Below are 15,877 nucleotides of genomic sequence, written 5' to 3'. Positions count from 1 at the left end.
TGGGCGGGCCGTGGAATTTTGGTCCATTTCGATGTCCGTCACAATGTTACAAAGTGACGTGTAAGCCATTGAAATAACTCTTTGAATTGCAGCGCATCTGCCTTGCATGCAAGATAGTGAGCATCTTGCTCTTTACCTTTGGCCGGCAAGCCTCGAGAGGCTACCCAGCAACATTGTTCTGTCTTTGCCGATCATCAGCACGCCGCTGTCAGGGGCCAGCAGCGCGGAGAACGGCAACATGGCCGCGCCGATTGGCGACGCCTCGGGGCCGAATTGTCCCGACACGATTTCCGGCGCCACGATGCCGATGGCGCTGGTCCGGTTGAACTGGGTCTGCACCCTCGCCAACAGCTCGAGATGGATGGGCCGCGGCAAGATGCTGTCGAGAACGATCGCCTCGATGTCGATGACAGAGGTGATGGCGATGATCGCCTCGACCAGCGCGTTGGCGCAATCGTCGATCCATTCGAACAATGGCTCGCGCGCCCCCGGCGGCAGCGGGTCCAGTTCCCGCACGCGGTTGATCTCGACGCCGCGCGACTTGAGATGATTGACCAGCACGTAGATCGAGGCGCGATGCAGCAGGCTCTGGTAGCGCGCCGGCTTGGCTGCCACCGAATCGAGGCTTGAAGGCGAGACCGGCAACGGGCCGAGCGCGGCGCTGTTGCCGTGCGGACCGGTATGGACCTTGCCGCCTTGCACCAGCCCGCCGCCGACGAAAGTGTCGATCGAGATATGCATGAAGTCGCGGAACCGTGCGCCGGCCCCTTGGATGAGTTCGGCCAACGCCGCCGATGACGCGTCGTTCTCCACGAAGACCGGGGTCTTCGACCGGGTCGCGAAGAATGTCGTCAGGTCGATCGCATCCCAGCGGCTGCCAAGATCATCGGGAAAGCCGAGCTCTTCGCTCCAGCCACCGAGGAAATAGGGCGATGCAATGCCGACACCGACGATGCTGGCATCGCCAAGTCCGGCGACCACCTTGTCGAAATTGGCAAGCGACATATTTCCGGCCCTGAGTACCAGATCGGGGTCCGGAAACCGATATTCGTGTGACTCGCGGGCACGGACCTCGCCGGCGAAGTCTACCAGCACGGCTTCCAGCGCTCGCCGGCCGATCTTGATGCCGACGCTGTAGATTCGCTCCGGCATGAGCCTGTAAAGTGTGGAAGGAGATCCGCGTTGCCCGAACCTTTTTCCCACTTGCTTTACGAAACCAGACGACTCCAACCCATCGACAATGGTTGCGACAGCGGCCGGTGTCAGATTTGCGGCGCGCGCCAAGTCAGACTTGGAAGCCTCCTTCAGTCGGCGGATGGCATCGAGCACGAAACGCTCATTGTAATGCCGAACCTTGACAGAATTACTGCCTTTTCCAGACAAAACCGGCGCCTCCATTCATTTTCTCATCGAGCCAGCCCGGCCGCCCACAGCTGTGAGCTGCTGCGGTCGAGGCGTTCCGACCGCGCTTGTGCGCTACACGACAGTGCCCGCCGGGGCAATGGAAGTCAATTTTCCTGTTGCGGCTTCGGCCCATTTAATATAGCAAATTGAAAAAATAACAATGACTGGATCATACTAGGGAGGAGAGGTGCTGCACTCAGGCGCACATGGCGGAGCCGATGCCGCGGTGACGAGGAACGTGGCTGTCCCCGTTGCCCTGGTTCAGGCGACAAAGGCCTTCGGTGGCACGATCGCTCTCAAGGACGCGTCCTTCGAATTGCGCTCCGGGGAGGTGCTGGCACTGCTTGGCGAAAACGGCGCCGGCAAGAGCACTTGCGTGAAGTTGCTGGCCGGGGTGTATTCTCCCACCAGCGGCCATGTCGAGGTCGACGGCAAGCATGTGGTCTTCCATTCGCCGCACGACGCCCAGGCCGCCGGCATTGCGGTCATGCACCAGCATCCCGGCCTGTTCCCGGACCTTTCGGTCGCAGAAAACATCTATCTCGGTCACATGCCGCGCGATCGCTTCGGCGGCATCGACAACGCAGCCATCCTGGCTGGCGCGCGCAAGGTGCTGGCGACGGTCGGCCTCGACGTGCCGGCCGAAACGCGGCTGGGAACGTTGCGCACCTCCGAACAGCAATTGGTCGAGATCGCCCGCGCGCTCTCGCTCGACGCGCGTGTGTTGATCATGGACGAGCCCACGGCGGCCCTGTCGCAACGCGAGGTCGAGCGGCTGTTTACCGTCGTTGCCGATCTCCGCCTGCATGGCGTGGCGATGATGTTCGTCGGCCACCGCATGGACGAGATATTCCGCATCGCCGACCGCATCGCCGTGCTGCGCGACGGACGCCTTGTCGGCGTCAAGCCGAAGGCGGAGCTTGGCCGTGCCGCCGCCATCGGCATGATGGTCGGCCGCGAACTGACCGACCTCTATCCCGAACGGCGCCACGCCACCGGCGCGCTTGTGCTGGAGGCGAGGGGGCTGTCACGCGCCGGCGGCTTTTCCGGCATCGATCTCAAGCTCCACGCTGGAGAGGTGCTCGGGCTTGGCGGCCTGGTCGGCAGTGGGCGGACCGAGATCGCGCGCGTGCTGTTCGGCATCGACCAGCCGGACGCCGGCGAAATCCTGATCGACGGCGAAGCCGTGCGCTTCGCAACGGCGCGCGACGCCATGGATGCGCGCATCGCCTATGTCTCGGAAGACCGCATGGGCCAGAGCCTGGTGATGGATTTCTCCATCCTCGACAATGCCGTGCTGCCAATACTCGACAAGGCCGCCCCGGCAGGCCTCTACGGCACGGATCGCGCGATCGATCTGGTTGCGGACTGGCTGAAGCGCATGAAGCTGCGCTTTTCCGGCTACGGACAGCCAGTCAAGGAACTGTCCGGCGGCAATCAGCAGAAGGTGGTGCTGGCCAAATGGCTGCGCACCGAACCGCGCGTCCTCATCCTCGACGAGCCGACGCAAGGCATCGATGTCGGCACCAAGGCGGAAGTGCACGCGATGATCGCCAACCTTGCGGCGCAGGGCATGGCGATCATCCTGATCTCTTCCGAGATGCCCGAACTCATCGGCATGTGCGATCGCATCGTCGTTCTGCGCGAAGGTCATCGGATGGCCGAATTCGCCAGGGGCGAAGCCACCCAGGAAAAGGTGCTCGAAGCGGCGACGAAGACCGACGAGCGCGTCGATCCGGCGACCCAGGCGGAACGTGCCGTCTTCAACGAGAAGAAAAAAGGACCGCTCGATTTCCTGAAGCGGCGAGAGTTCGGGCTGCTCGCCGCGATCTTGGCGGTCGCCATTCCGGTCACCATCATCAACCCGCGCATATGTGGAACGGCCCGCGGTGCAAGGATGCTTTTCAGTCGATTTCACCACATGAGGACGGTGCGGTCATATGTCCGGCCTTTCTGCGCGGCACATGACCGCTGGCCTCGATGAAGTCCGCGAAACAGGTGGCTGGATCAAGGGGGCGCGCTTTTGTGCGCGTCACGGGTTTCGGCCTGTCCTGTTTCGGGATTTAGTCCCGTGGGTTCATCGTCTGCTTTTGCACCTCGCTTCTGCCGGCCCTTGCCGGTCAGCTCGTATGGGCGGTCCGGATCCTTAAGCGGGGATCTCGTTCGCCCTTGTTTCCATTGGGTTGCGGTATACTCCACCTCTGGTCAACAAAGCCCAGATGATCCGCGCCGTCTTGTTGGCCAGCGCAACTGCCACGACCTTGAAAGGGCGTCTGCCAAGCAAGTCCTTCAGCCACGGCCGCGCCTTGTCGTCAGTTCGCACATGGCGAAGGACGGATGCGGCCCCAGTCACAAGCAGCGATCGCAATTCTGAATTGCCCATCTTGGAAATGCGCCCCAGGCGATCCTTGCCGCCGCTCGAATGGGCCTTTGGTGTCAGGCCTATCCAGGCAGCAAAGTGCCGAGCCGATTTGAATCCGCCGGGATCAGGAACGAGCGCTTTGATGGCCATGGCAATAATGGCCCCCACGCCGGGGATGGTAGCGAGCCGACGCATATCCGAGTCTTGCCTGGCTTGAACAACGATCTCACGTTCAAGTCTATCGATCCGCGCTGCAAGAAGCTCAATCTGGTCGACCATCTCTGTGAGAGCAAATCGCGCAGCCGGCGGCAAGCGGCTATCAGCCCCATCCCGGATGATGACGGCCAATGCCTTGACGTTGGCAATCCCGATTGGAGCGATGATGCCCAACTCGCCCATATGAGCGCGCAGGGCGTTGATCGTCTGAGTTCTCTGACGGACGAGCAATGCACGCGTCTTGAGCACCATCACGGCTGCCTGCTGCTCAGCCGTCTTGACCGGGACGAACCGCATGGTCTTTCGCGTTACGGCCTCGCTGATGGCCTCCGCATCGGCGGCATCTGTCTTCCCGCGTTTGACGAACGGCTTCACGTATTGAGGTGGTAGCAGTTTGACGTTGTGACCGAAGACCGCGATCTCTCGCGCCCAGTAATGCGCACTCGCGCATGCTTCCATCCCAACCAGGCACGGTGGCAATTTCTCGAAAAAGCGCAAAACCTCGGCGCGGCGTAGCTTCCGGTTGAACAGCGGCGCGCCGTCAGCGTCGGCGCCATGAACCTGAAAAACCTGTTTGGCCAAGTCCAGCCCGATAGTGGTAACATCTTTCACGGAACGGTCCCTCCTTGTGGCGTTTGCAACAACGACCACGTTAGCACTTTGATGCTGTCGGAGCGGGCCGTTCCACCTCATCATGGTGAGCGCGGCAAACCTGACCGCCGTGTCGATGGATGCTGCCTTGCTGGTTGTTGCGGCACTCGCACAGATGCTGGTGCTGATCACCCGCAATATCGACCTTTCAATCGCCGCGGTGATCGGTCTTTCAGCCTACATGGCGGCCAGCATGGTTCAGGCCTATCCGGGACTCGACATCGGCATCGGCCTGGCGACCGCATGCGCGGTCGGTGGTGTCGCTGGTCTGATCAACGGCCTTGTCGTCACCAGGGGAAGGATCCCCGCCATCGTCGTCACCCTGGCCTCGATGTCGATCTTTCGCGGTTTCAATTCGATCTGGGCGGCGGGCGACCAGATCAGCGCCGACGAGGTCACGCAGGCCTGGCTCGACATGACCGGCCTGAAGATCGCCGGCGTGCCGCTGATCGTCGTCATCGCCATTGTCATCCTGTGCGCCGGCTACGTGCTGCTCTATCGCACAGCCACCGGGCGCGAACTGTTCGCCACCGGCTCCAACCCGGACGGGGCGCGTCTCATCGGCATCCCCGTCGACCGCCGCATCCTTCTGGCCTTCGGTATGGCCGGCCTGCTCGGCGGCCTGTGCGGCGCGCTCTGGGCATCCCGCTACGCCACCATCGATGCGCGTGTCGCGCTCGGCTTCGAACTCACCGTGATCGCTTCGGCGGTGGTCGGCGGCGTCGCCATCCGCGGCGGTTCGGGCACGCTGCTCGGCATCATCCTTGGCGCGCTCACCCTGCTGGTCATCAAGAACGGGCTGACGCTGGTGCGCGTCGACCCGCTGTGGCTGCAGGGCGTCTACGGCCTGGTGATCCTGGTCGCCATCGGCATCGACACCTTCATCGTGCGGCGCGCGGAGCAGGCAAGACAGGTGAGGGCGAGATGAGAAAGTTCCTCCGTTCGATCGACTTCTGGGATCTGCTGCTGGCGATCTCCTGCCTGGCCATATTCCTCTACGCGGCGATGTTCGTGCCCAACTTCGTTTCCGGCTTCAATCTCTCTCAACTGGCCGCGAGCGCCTCGGAAAAGGCGTTGCTGATCCTGCCGATGACGCTGCTCATCATCACCCGCGAAATCGACCTGTCGATCGCCTCGGTGTTGGCGCTGACATCCGTGGTCTTTGGCCTGCTCGTCCAGGCCGGCATGCCGACGCTGGCGGCGATCCCGCTGACGCTCGTCACCGGTGGCCTGCTCGGCGCCTTCAACGGCTATCTGGTCTCGGGCTTGGGACTGCAGTCGCTGGTGGTGACGCTCGGCACCATGGCGCTCTATCGAGGTGTTGGCTACATCCTGCTCGGCACCGGTTCGGTCAACATCCTGCCGCCCGCGGTCGTCGATTTCGGCATCAACAACCTGCCCGGCACCGAGATACCGTGGACAATCGTGCCATTCCTGGTGCTGGCGCCAGTGTTTGCCGTCATCCTGCAGAAGACGCCGACCGGCAAGCGCATCTACGCGCTTGGCGGCAGCCCCGAAGTGGCGCGCTATTCCGGCATCAACACGCGCCGGATGGTCCTGAACCTGTTCGTGGTTTCAGGCATCATCGCCGCCATTGCCGGCATCGTCTATACCGCCCGCCTCTCCAATGCCCGCGCCAACAATGCGCTCGGCATGGAACTCGATGTCATCACCATCGTGCTGCTCGGCGGCGTCAGCGTCTTTGGCGGCAAGGGCCGCCTGACCGGCGTCATGCTGGCGCTGGTCCTGATCGCCATCATCCGCAACGTGCTGGCGCTCAACCAGATCGGTGGCGACGCGCAGGGCATGATCATCGGCTTGCTCCTGATCGGTTCGCTGCTGGTCGGCAATTACTGGCGCTCCACACAGGAGATGCTCAGCAGATCGCGCGCCATGCGCGAGACCAAGGGGTGATCTCGGGCCCCTTCCTTCAAGCCCGATTTTTTGACGGAGGAGTTACAATGAAAGCGTTTAGATTAGCCCTGCTCGCATCCGCGGTTCTGCTCGCGCCGACCTCGCTGGCCCTCAGCCAGGAGTGCGCCAAGGAACCTGTAACGGTTGGGTTCCTGCCCAAGCTCGACACCGACCCCTACTTCAAGGTGGCTTTTGGAGGCGCCGAAGAGGCGGCGAAGGAAATTGGCGGCACCGCTACCCAGGTCGCCCCATCGCAAGCCACGGCTGAGGCGCAGATCGAATTCATCAACAGCCTCGTGTCGCAGAAGGTCGGGGTCATCGCAATTGCCGGTAACGACGCCAATGCGGTTGCGCCTGCGCTGAAGCGCGCCGTCCAGCAGGGCGTCCGGGTGATTTCGTATGACTCCGATGTGGCGGCCGATGCCCGCGCGGTATTCGTGAATCAGGTGAAGGGTGACAGTCTCGCCGAAATGATGCTGGAAAGTGCATTCAATCTCAGCGGCGGTGAAGGCGAATTCGCGATCCTGTCGTCGACCCCCACGGCGACCAACCAGAACGCCTGGATCGACTTCATGAAGGCGAAGATGGCGGCCGAGCCGAAGTTCTCCAAGATGAAGCTGGTGCAGGTCGCTTATGGCGAAGAAAGCGAGCAGATCAACCAGCAGCAGGCACTGGCGCTGGTGCAGGCGTTTCCGGATCTCAAGGTGATCATCGTTCCTGCAGGCATAGGCCTTCCGGCGGCCGCGCGTGCACTCGAGGAGGCGGGCATGATCGGCAAGGTCAAGCTGACCGGCCTGGCACCGGCCACTCTGATCTCGAAATACATTAAGGATGGCGCCGCGCAGGATATCTGGTGGAATGTCACCGATCTTGGCTATCTGACCTATCAGACGGCCCAGGCGCTTGCGCAGTGCAAGATCACCGGCAAGGAAGGTGAGAAGTTCAAGGCAGGCAGGCTCGGCGAATACACGATTGGGGCCGGCGGCGAATTGATCCTTGGACCGGCGAAAATTGTGACTCCCGAAAATCTGGCCGAGTTCAAGTTCTGATCCTGCCGACTGAATCCGCGCTGGGGGCGTCAACTTGATTGGCGTCCCTGCGTCTCTTTGATCGACCGATTGGCGCAGGTGCGACGATGAACGTGTTGCTTGCAGGTGAAACCTTCGCGGCTACGACCTCGGTCGCCGTCGGCGGCGATGTTTTGATAAGTGCGACCTCGACAAATGGCGCAACGGCGTTCAACGCCGCACTGGCCATGGAGGACATTGCTGTCACGCAGATCGGCGGCGACCGCTGCGCCGCCGAGTTTCCCTACGACCTCGACGCGCTCGCCCGGTATCAGGCGGTGGTGATCTCCGATGTCGGCGCTCTGACATTGCTGGTCACGCCTGATGCCCGCGCCGGGCGTGTCGGCGTCAACCGCCTCGAAGTGCTGAAAGCCTATGTCGAGAACGGCGGCGGGCTGATGCTGGCCGGCGGTTATATGGGCTTTCAGGGCATGTTCGGGACGGCGCGGTTCCATGACACCCCGGTCGAAGACGTGCTGCCCGTGCGCTGTTTGCCGTTTTGCGACGGCATGGAGGTGCCCCAGGGCCTGCAGGCGTCAATCCTGCAGTCTTCCCACCCGATCTTTGCCGGGGTGGAGGGACCTTTGCCGCCGATCCTCGGTATGAACAAGCTGGATTTCAGGCGCGACGGCTCGTCCCGGCTGCTGGCGACCTGCCACCATCGCGGCACCGACTGGCCGCTCCTCGCCGTTCGCAGCCATGGCCGCGGCCGCACGGTCGCCTGGGCGACCGACATCGGTCCGCATTGGCTCTCGCAGGATTTTCTCCAATGGCCGCTCTACGGCAAGCTGATGGCGAACATGGTGCGGTGGCTCGCCGGCACCGAATAAGAGAGGCGGACAGCTGGTTCCGTGCCGTTGCCGGTTTCACCGCAGGCCTTGAAGCGATGGCTTTCAAATCCTCTCTCGCAGCACCGGTCTCCCTGGTTCCGTGAATTGGTCGCGTTGGCGCTCCGGCGGTTGTCAGCTGTGCAGATGCGTCAGTTCGAGCCCGGCTCCATCCTGGAGGCCGGACATGTCTTGTTCGGCGGACCGGTTGGCAAAAGTGATCGACCACAAGGTTAGGGTCGAGCGCCAAGGTCAGGCTGTAAAAAGCTGGCCAGCGGTCACTGCGGTCGATGGTCGTTTTCGAAAACAGGACTGGCACTCGTCTTGCAACTGCCGTTGTGCCGGCTAATCCCGGTCCTGATTTGGGACACAAATCAGGTTCGGCTCGCCGGGGACAGTTGGGGTTGGGGCAACCCCCCGGCGAGTTCGCTCTCGACTTTGAAGTAAAGGGGCTGCGATTCCAAATCATAGCTCATTCATTGCTGGCATTTTCTCGCTTTCGTGTTACATTTGATGGGGCAACCGGGGGGTGGCTTTAATGTATCGAAATGATCCAGAGCTGTGCGCTCGCGCGACTGCACGAGGCATCACCATATACCAGCGTTCGAAGACAGTGTGGATCGCTGCTGGAAAGTACAGAGGTCGAGATATTCAAGTGAAAGGCCGCTCGCCAACAACGGCCCTGACATTGTGGAAGGAGGCCGTACAGTACCAAGGTTCGGAGATATAGGCCGCTCGGCCAGGTGCGGCCGACGCCCTCGGGATTTGGGTGCTCCATCGAGCGCCGGCCTCGGCGGGGTTGGGGTCCCGCCGCCGCATAAAGTTAGCTGATTCTAAAATACTAGGGAATGATGCGATGGCGGACCCGCGTCTTCGCTTTCCGCTTCCCAGGCGCCTCGCCGAACTCGAGGCAGGACCCACCTGCTCGACAAGTCGAGCCATGCGCCATTCTGGGATTCGCCGGATCGCTTCGATCCGATCTTCGCCCGTTTTTTTGGCAAGCGTGGATAGGGATCATCGGAAAAGCCCGCAGGTCTTGCTTGCCAAACTGCACTGACGCCAAAGCGCCGCGTGCCTGGTTCTGACCAAGCCCGATCGCGGCTCACGCCCTGCCACAAGCAAATGTCATCGGGTCGCATGGCATCATCAAGATACGATGTGCCAATATCCGCATCTGCGCTGGCTGCCCGCCCGCGATCCAAAGCGATAAATCCCCGGGGCAGCCGTCTTTGCAGTTGGAGCGCTAAATGACCGTACTCACACGCCGCGGACTTTTGAAAACTGCAGCGGTTGCCGGAGCGAGTGGGATCGGGCTTTCGGCCATGAAGTTCGGCGGCTGGGCCGCCGCCGGCCCTGAGCCGGTGGTGCTGCGGACGGCGAAGATCCAGGCGAAGCTGATGGATGTCGGCCAGACCAGCGACGTGCTGACTTATGGCGACGCCGGAATGCCTCCTGTGCTCAGAATGAAAAAAGGCGAGCCCTTCGCCGCGCGCCTTGTCAACGCGATCGACGATCCGACGACGATCCACTGGCACGGCATTCGCGTTCCAAACAAGATGGACGGCGTTCCGTTCCTGGTCCAGCCTTACGTCTACACCGGCGATCATTTCGACTATGCGTTCACGCCGCCCGACGCTGGCACCTTCTGGTACCACCCGCATTGCAACACGCTGACCCAGATCGGTCACGGCCTGGCAGGCGTGATCGTGGTCGAGGATCCGGGCGATCCGAAATTCGATTCCGAGGTGGTCCTCAATCTGCGCGACTGGCGTCTTGGCGACGACGGCCAGTTCATCGAGCAGTTCCGGCCGCGCGATGCCGCGAGAACCGGCACATACGGCACGGTGCGCACGGCCAACTGGCTCGATCAGCCGCGATATGACGCGCCGGCCGGTGGCTTGGTGCGGCTGCGGGTCGCCATCACCGACGTCACGCGCATCTATGCCTTTCGCGTCGACGGCGCTGAGGCGGCAGTCATGGCGCTGGACGGCAATCCGGTGCCGCAGCGTTTTTCACCCGATGCCTTGCTGCTTGGACCCGGCCAGCGCATGGAACTCGCCATACGCATGCCCGACGACGAGGAGGCTATTGTAAGCCTGCGAGACGTCAGGGGCACCAAGCCCAAGGTGCTCGCGATCCTGCGCGCGACTGGAAGCTCGCTCAAGCGGGACATTCGTGACGTTGCGCCCCTGGAAGTCAATCCGGTGAAGGAAGTGGATCTCACCGCTGCCGAGCATATTCCCCTGGCGCTCAGCGCTACGGCGGAAAACATCCCGAGCGACAGCATTTGTGGTTCACTTGGCTACAGCTTCTGGGCGATCAACAAGGTGCCGTGGTCGGGCGATACGTCAGATCCGACCGCGCCGCTGGCCGAGTTGAAGCTCGGAGGCAGCTATGTCATCGACATGGAGAATCTGACGCCGCAATCCCATCCGATGCACTTGCACGGCATGAGCTTCAAGGTGCTGTCGTCCTCGACGCGCCCGGTTCAGCCATTGATTTCCGATACCTATCTCATTCAGCCCAACGAGAAGGTGAGCCTGGGCTTCGTCGCCGACAATCCTGGCGACTGGCTGCTGCACTGCCACATCATCGAGCACCAGAAATCGGGAATGACCAGCTACTTCAGAGTGGTGTAACGCCTCGCTCGACCGATCGTACGATTGGCATGGGTTCGTGTGCCCCCCACAGTCAGGGGCGTTTGCGCCTGCTTTGACGGGCGAGAAATTGCCACCGACTCCGGTTTCGTTGGCAAGAGGGGGCGATTCCCTGCTATTGCCGCCTCCAAATCAAGAACCATGGACGCTCCCGCATGACCAATGTCGCCCTGACCGGGCTTGCCCGCGATCTCGCCAGGCGTGCGGCCGAGGGCCGTCCGGTGCGCATTGGCGTCATCGGTTCGGGCGAGATGGGCACCGACCTGGTCACGCAAGGCATGCTGATGCCGGGCATTTCGGTTTGCGCGGTCTCGACACGGCGCCCGCACACCGCGCGCGCGGCCATCCGCATTGCCTATGGTGACGAAGCCATGGCGGTCGAGGCCGACACCGCATCGAAAGTCACCGGCGCCATCGAGAGCGGCAAGATCGCCATCACCTCCAACGAGATGCTGGTGACCAATCCGCTGATCGACGTCGTCATCGACGCCACCGGCAAGCCGGGCGTTGCAGCCGATTTCGACCTGATGGCGATGGAGCACGGCAAGCACCTGGTGATGATGAATGTCGAGGCCGATGTCACCATCGGCTGCTATCTCAAGCAGCAGGCCGACCGGCTTGGCGTCGTCTATTCGGTCGGCGCGGGCGACGAACCGTCAAGCTGCATGGAACTGATCGAGTTCGCCTCCGCGCTGGGGCTGACCATCGTCTCGGCCGGCAAGGGCAAGAACAACCCTCTCAACCACGATGCCGTACCGGACGACTATCGCGAGGAAGCGCTACGCCGCAACATGAACCCGCGCATGCTGGTCGAATTCGTCGACGGCTCCAAGACCATGGTCGAGATGTGCGCCATCGCCAATGCCACCGGTCTGGTGCCTGATGTGCCCGGCATGCACGGGCCGAAGGCCGACCGCGACGATCTCGCCAAGGTGCTGATTCCGCGCGAGGATGGCGGTCTGCTGACGAAGAAGGGCGTCGTCGATTACACGGTCGGCAAGGGCGTCGCGCCCGGTGTCTTCGTCATCGTCGAGGCGACGCATCCGCGCGTCATCGAGCGCATGGACGATCTGCATATCGGCCACGGACCCTACTACAGCCTGTTCAGGCCCTATCATTTGACCTCGCTGGAAGTGCCGCTGACCGCCGCCCGCATCGTGCTTTTCGGCAAGCCCGACATGGTGCCGCTGCCGAGGCCGGTGGCCGAGGTGTGCGCGGTCGCCAAGCGCGATCTCGTCGCCGGCGAGACCTTCGATGCGATCGGCGAAACCTGCTACCGCTCGTGGACGATGACCGTCGGCGAAGCCCGCGGCCAGCGCGCCGTGCCGGTCGGCCTGCTCGAGGGCGGCACGGTGCTGAAAGCGGTCAGGAAAGGCGAATTGCTGACTGCCGACAATGCCGCACCCGACCAGACGACGAGGCTGTTCGCTCTGCGCCGGCTGCAGGACGCGATGCTGTACGGAGCGAACTGAGGCTCTATTTCCCCAGTTCGATCGACCGCAGCCGCGCCGCTTCGACCGCTTCGGTCAGCAGATTTGTCAGCCGGTCCTCGCCCATCAGCACGCCAAGGGCCGCTGCCGTCGTGCCGTTGGGGCTGGTCACCTGCTGGCGCAGGACACCTGGTTCCTCACCACTTTCGGCGGCGAGCGAGGCCGCGCCGTAGACGGTCTGCATGGCGAGCAGCTTGGCGGTCGCTGTCGGCAGCCCGGCCTCCTCGGCAGCAATGGTCAATGCTTCGATGAAATGGAAGATATAGGCCGGCCCCGATCCTGATACGGCGGTGACCGCATCCATCAGGCCCTCGTCTTCGATGGTGGCCACTTGCCCGCTCGCCGAAAGCAGATCGGCGACGAAGCGCTTGGTCTCATCTGAGACCAAGCTGTTGGAAAACACCACCATCATGCCCTTGCCGATCGCGGCAGGCGTGTTGGGCATGCAGCGCACGACCGGCGCGCGGTTGCCCAGGATCGCCTCGAAGGTGGCGACGGGCGTGCCGGCGGCGATGCTGACGAAGGTGGTGCGGCCATCGCCGAAACGCTTGTAGCCGGCGGTCACGTCGCGGATCACCTGCGGCTTCACCGCGATGACGACGAGATCAGGCACGGCATCGGCTGGAATATCGCTGGCATCCGCAGCGGCGCCGCAGCCAAGCGCTGCCGCGCGATTGCGCAGGTCGGCATTGGGCTCGACCACGAAAACCGCCGAGGGATGAAGCTTGCCGGATTTCAGCCAGCCGGCAAGCATGGCGTAACCCATATTGCCGCAGCCGGCGAGAACAAGCCTGATCGTCATGGAACCCTCCGAAGGAAGGCCTTCACATAGACGCTCGCGCATCCGTGGGGAAGCCCCGTTAGGACGGAGAAAATCGCTCTCCGCGATCGGGGTTGCGCACCGCGATCGGCCGCAGCGACACTTGCCTGAGGCCAAGCACGCCGAGCACGAAGAACAGCCAGACCGGGTCGCCGCGATGGAAGAAGAAGCTTTCGAGGAAAGCGTTGAGCGCGGTGAACAGCACCACCATCATGAAGAAGTCGCCGAGATAGATGTTTTCCTTGCGCAACGGAATGCGCATGTAGTCGCGCAGCGGCGCGATGAGGAAGGTATAGACCGCGACGCAAAGTGCCGGAATGCCCATCAGTACGGCGATGTCGAGATAGCCGTCATGGCCGTGCACGATGGTTCGGATGTCCCAGGGCCGGTCGAAGGGCTGGTCCTGGTTGAGCAGCAGTGGCGTGCCCCAGAAGCTTTCATAGCCGTAACCGGTCCATGGCTTCTTCGCCAGCATGGAGCCGGCGAACTCCCACAGCGTCGTGCGCCCGGTATAGGTGAGGTCGGGGAAATAGATCGCCGCCAGCTGTTTCACAGGCGGCAGGAAGACGATCCCCAGCGTGCCGACCGCCGTGGCCATGATCGCCAGCGCGAACAGGATCGGGGTGCCGAGCCGCATGCCCACCAGGCTCGGAAACATGACGATCAGGATCGAGAACGGCACCAGGCCGGCCGTCGTCTTGGAGCCGGTGTGCAGCATGAAGATCATCGCCGCGCAGAAGATCCCCGCGCCCCAGAACCGCTGCCCACGCCGGTAGAGATAGAGCCCGGCGAAGCTGAAACAGGCCATGATCGGCCCGGCGATGTTCTTGTGGGTGAACACGCCACGCCACAGGCCCGCATGCTCTGGTTCCTGTGAGTCGGCCGTGTGCATCGCCTCGTGCGGAAAGACGATGAGGCCGAGATAGGACAGTCCCATGACCACGACGGCAGTGAAGATAATGACTTTTGAGAAGGCTTCGGCGTCGCGCGGCAACACCAGGACCGTCGCCATCGTCAGAATGCCGATCAGGGTGAACGAAGCGGCGCGCATGGCCGACGGCGGATCGGTTGCCATCACCACCGACAGGAAGAAAAAGCCCAGCATCAGCATCCAGGACGGGCTGAGCAGCGAACGCACGATGCGCGGATCGGCGAAGGCCATCAGCGAGAAGATCGAAACAGCACCGAGTGAGCTGAAACCGAGCTGATTGACGATGTCGCCGCCTTGACCGGTCAGTTCGGCGCCGGCTGGCTGGAACGGGCGGAAGGACACCATGATGACGGTGAACAAAAGCGCCGCGATCGCGGTCGCCACGCCTTCGCGCGTGAATGCTGCGCTAAGCGGTGCGCGCTCAGTTTTTCTCAGGCTGGCGGTACTGCTCATTGGCATATCCGAATTCGGCCATCACGCGGCCCAGCGCCACATGGACGGGGTAGATGGCGATCGCCGGCGATCCCGTTCGCGCCAGCCGGACCATGCCGCGAAACGGCGAGGCGGCAAGCAACGCCAGACTCTTCAACAGCACCTTGGCGCTGGCCAGCGGCGTGCCGGCGCGCTTCTTCTTTTCGACCAGCGTCGAGATCACGCCGTTGCGCAGGCTGCGGGCACGGATCCAGTCGGCTTCGACACGCCGGGCCGGAACGGTTTCCTGCACCTTGGCTTCGGCGCACCAGCCGAGCACAAAGCCCTTCTGCGCAGACCGGCTGAGAAAGTCGGAATCGCCGCCACCCATGAAGTTGAATTTGAGGTCGAGAAAAGGCGGCCCCATGGCGGTGAGCACGTTGCGGCCGACCAGAAGATTGCCTGACGAATAGAGCGCCGGCACTCGTCCTGTCTCACGGTAGGGAGGCGCGAAGACCGGATGGTCAGCCCATCTCGCATGGGCGGGATCGGCAAACACAGGCACCTGCGGGCCTCCGACGATATCGGCTCCGAGCGTTTCGGCTGCGCCGCACATCCGTTCCAGCCACTGCGGATCGGCGATCTCGTCATCGTCGATGACCAGCAAATGCCTGAAGTTGGGGAATTGCAGGATCGCCGTCTGCCAGCCGGCGTTGTAGGCGCTGCAATTGCCGCGTTCTTGCGCAATGATCACCAGACCCGACATCTCGCCGCGCTCGAACAACGGCAGCGCGGCCCTGGCGCCCGCGCGCGCCTCGGCTTCGTTCTCCATGACGATGACGGCAAAGCGCCTGCCGGTCCTCTGCGCCCGCAGCGACGCCAGCGTTTCCAGGAGCTGCTCTGGGCGCTTGAAGGTCGGCAAGGTGACGACCGCTTCGATGGCCTCCACGTCAAGCCGGGGAGACCGTCCCGCGATCGATACCGAACCGTCCGATGGCAAAGGGATCATCCGTGTCCAGCCACATGGTGAGTTGGGGTTCTGGTAACACCACCGGTGATAACGTTTCGTTAATCACCTTGCGCGGAGAAGCCCGCCAGGCACGGGCTTTCGGCCGTTGATTGTGCTC

Annotated in this window: 12 protein-coding genes; 7 read left to right on the top strand and 5 right to left on the bottom strand. The window is 62.7% G+C overall.

The features are described from left to right. Positions 1-132: 132 nt before the first annotated feature. Complete coding sequence (locus AC56QP_RS10580) at positions 133-1,152, bottom strand: ROK family protein (RefSeq protein ID WP_489859760.1); 1,020 nt, start codon at positions 1,150-1,152, stop codon at positions 133-135. A 439-nt stretch (positions 1,153-1,591) separates the two neighbouring features. Between AC56QP_RS10580 and AC56QP_RS10575 the strand changes: the two genes are divergently transcribed. After that, positions 1,592-3,388: a sugar ABC transporter ATP-binding protein gene (locus AC56QP_RS10575; RefSeq protein ID WP_489859761.1), complete on the top strand. Its 1,797-nt coding sequence runs from the start codon at positions 1,592-1,594 to the stop codon at positions 3,386-3,388. A 162-nt stretch (positions 3,389-3,550) separates the two neighbouring features. Here AC56QP_RS10575 and AC56QP_RS10570 read toward each other — a convergent pair whose 3' ends face one another. Beyond that, entirely contained in the window at positions 3,551-4,594 is a 1,044-nt protein-coding gene (locus AC56QP_RS10570; RefSeq protein ID WP_489859762.1) for an IS110 family RNA-guided transposase, read from the bottom strand. Between the two features lie 82 nt (positions 4,595-4,676). Here AC56QP_RS10570 and AC56QP_RS10565 point away from each other — a divergent pair, with 82 nt between their 5' ends. The 6 genes from AC56QP_RS10565 to AC56QP_RS10540 all read left to right on the top strand — a co-directional run bounded on the left by AC56QP_RS10565 (position 4,677) and on the right by AC56QP_RS10540 (position 12,570). Then, positions 4,677-5,561: an ABC transporter permease gene (locus tag AC56QP_RS10565; RefSeq protein WP_489859763.1), complete on the top strand. Its 885-nt coding sequence runs from the start codon at positions 4,677-4,679 to the stop codon at positions 5,559-5,561. Further along, positions 5,558-6,547, top strand: coding sequence for an ABC transporter permease (locus tag AC56QP_RS10560; protein ID WP_489859764.1), 990 nt, complete (start codon positions 5,558-5,560; stop codon positions 6,545-6,547). The genes AC56QP_RS10565 and AC56QP_RS10560 overlap by 4 nt, the downstream gene beginning before the upstream one ends. After that, the gene (locus tag AC56QP_RS10555; RefSeq protein WP_489859765.1) at positions 6,544-7,596 is read left to right on the top strand and encodes a rhamnose ABC transporter substrate-binding protein; all 1,053 of its coding nucleotides are present in this window, start codon (positions 6,544-6,546) and stop codon (positions 7,594-7,596) included. The genes AC56QP_RS10560 and AC56QP_RS10555 overlap by 4 nt, the downstream gene beginning before the upstream one ends. Positions 7,597-7,682: 86 nt before the next feature. Next, positions 7,683-8,444 (top strand): glutamine amidotransferase, encoded by a 762-nt coding sequence (locus AC56QP_RS10550; protein WP_489859766.1) that lies wholly within the window; start codon positions 7,683-7,685, stop codon positions 8,442-8,444. Between the two features lie 1,244 nt (positions 8,445-9,688). Further along, positions 9,689-11,080: a multicopper oxidase family protein gene (locus AC56QP_RS10545; RefSeq protein ID WP_489859767.1), complete on the top strand. Its 1,392-nt coding sequence runs from the start codon at positions 9,689-9,691 to the stop codon at positions 11,078-11,080. Between the two features lie 173 nt (positions 11,081-11,253). Continuing rightward, a complete protein-coding gene (locus AC56QP_RS10540) occupies positions 11,254-12,570 on the top strand; it encodes an NAD(P)H-dependent oxidoreductase (RefSeq protein WP_489859768.1) in 1,317 nt (438 codons plus the stop codon). A gap of 4 nt (positions 12,571-12,574) precedes the next feature. On the opposite strand, the gene proC is transcribed toward AC56QP_RS10540, so the two are convergent. The 3 genes from proC to AC56QP_RS10525 are packed head-to-tail and all read right to left on the bottom strand — an operon-like array spanning position 12,575 to position 15,759. Further along, positions 12,575-13,390, bottom strand: coding sequence for a pyrroline-5-carboxylate reductase (gene proC / locus AC56QP_RS10535; protein ID WP_489859769.1), 816 nt, complete (start codon positions 13,388-13,390; stop codon positions 12,575-12,577). 58 nt (positions 13,391-13,448) lie between these two features. Continuing rightward, a complete protein-coding gene (locus AC56QP_RS10530; RefSeq protein ID WP_489859770.1) occupies positions 13,449-14,792 on the bottom strand; it encodes an O-antigen ligase family protein in 1,344 nt (447 codons plus the stop codon). Beyond that, positions 14,761-15,759 carry a glycosyltransferase family 2 protein gene (locus tag AC56QP_RS10525; protein WP_489859771.1) on the bottom strand — a complete coding sequence of 333 codons (999 nt, stop codon included), beginning with the start codon at positions 15,757-15,759 and terminating at the stop codon, positions 14,761-14,763. The genes AC56QP_RS10530 and AC56QP_RS10525 overlap by 32 nt, the downstream gene beginning before the upstream one ends. Between the last annotated feature and the right edge of the window lie 118 nt (positions 15,760-15,877).

It is taken from the genome of Mesorhizobium sp. RCAM 05104, from assembly GCF_059683645.1.
Note: the sequence above shows the minus strand (reverse complement) of the source record. Positions and strands in the feature narration are given on the sequence as shown.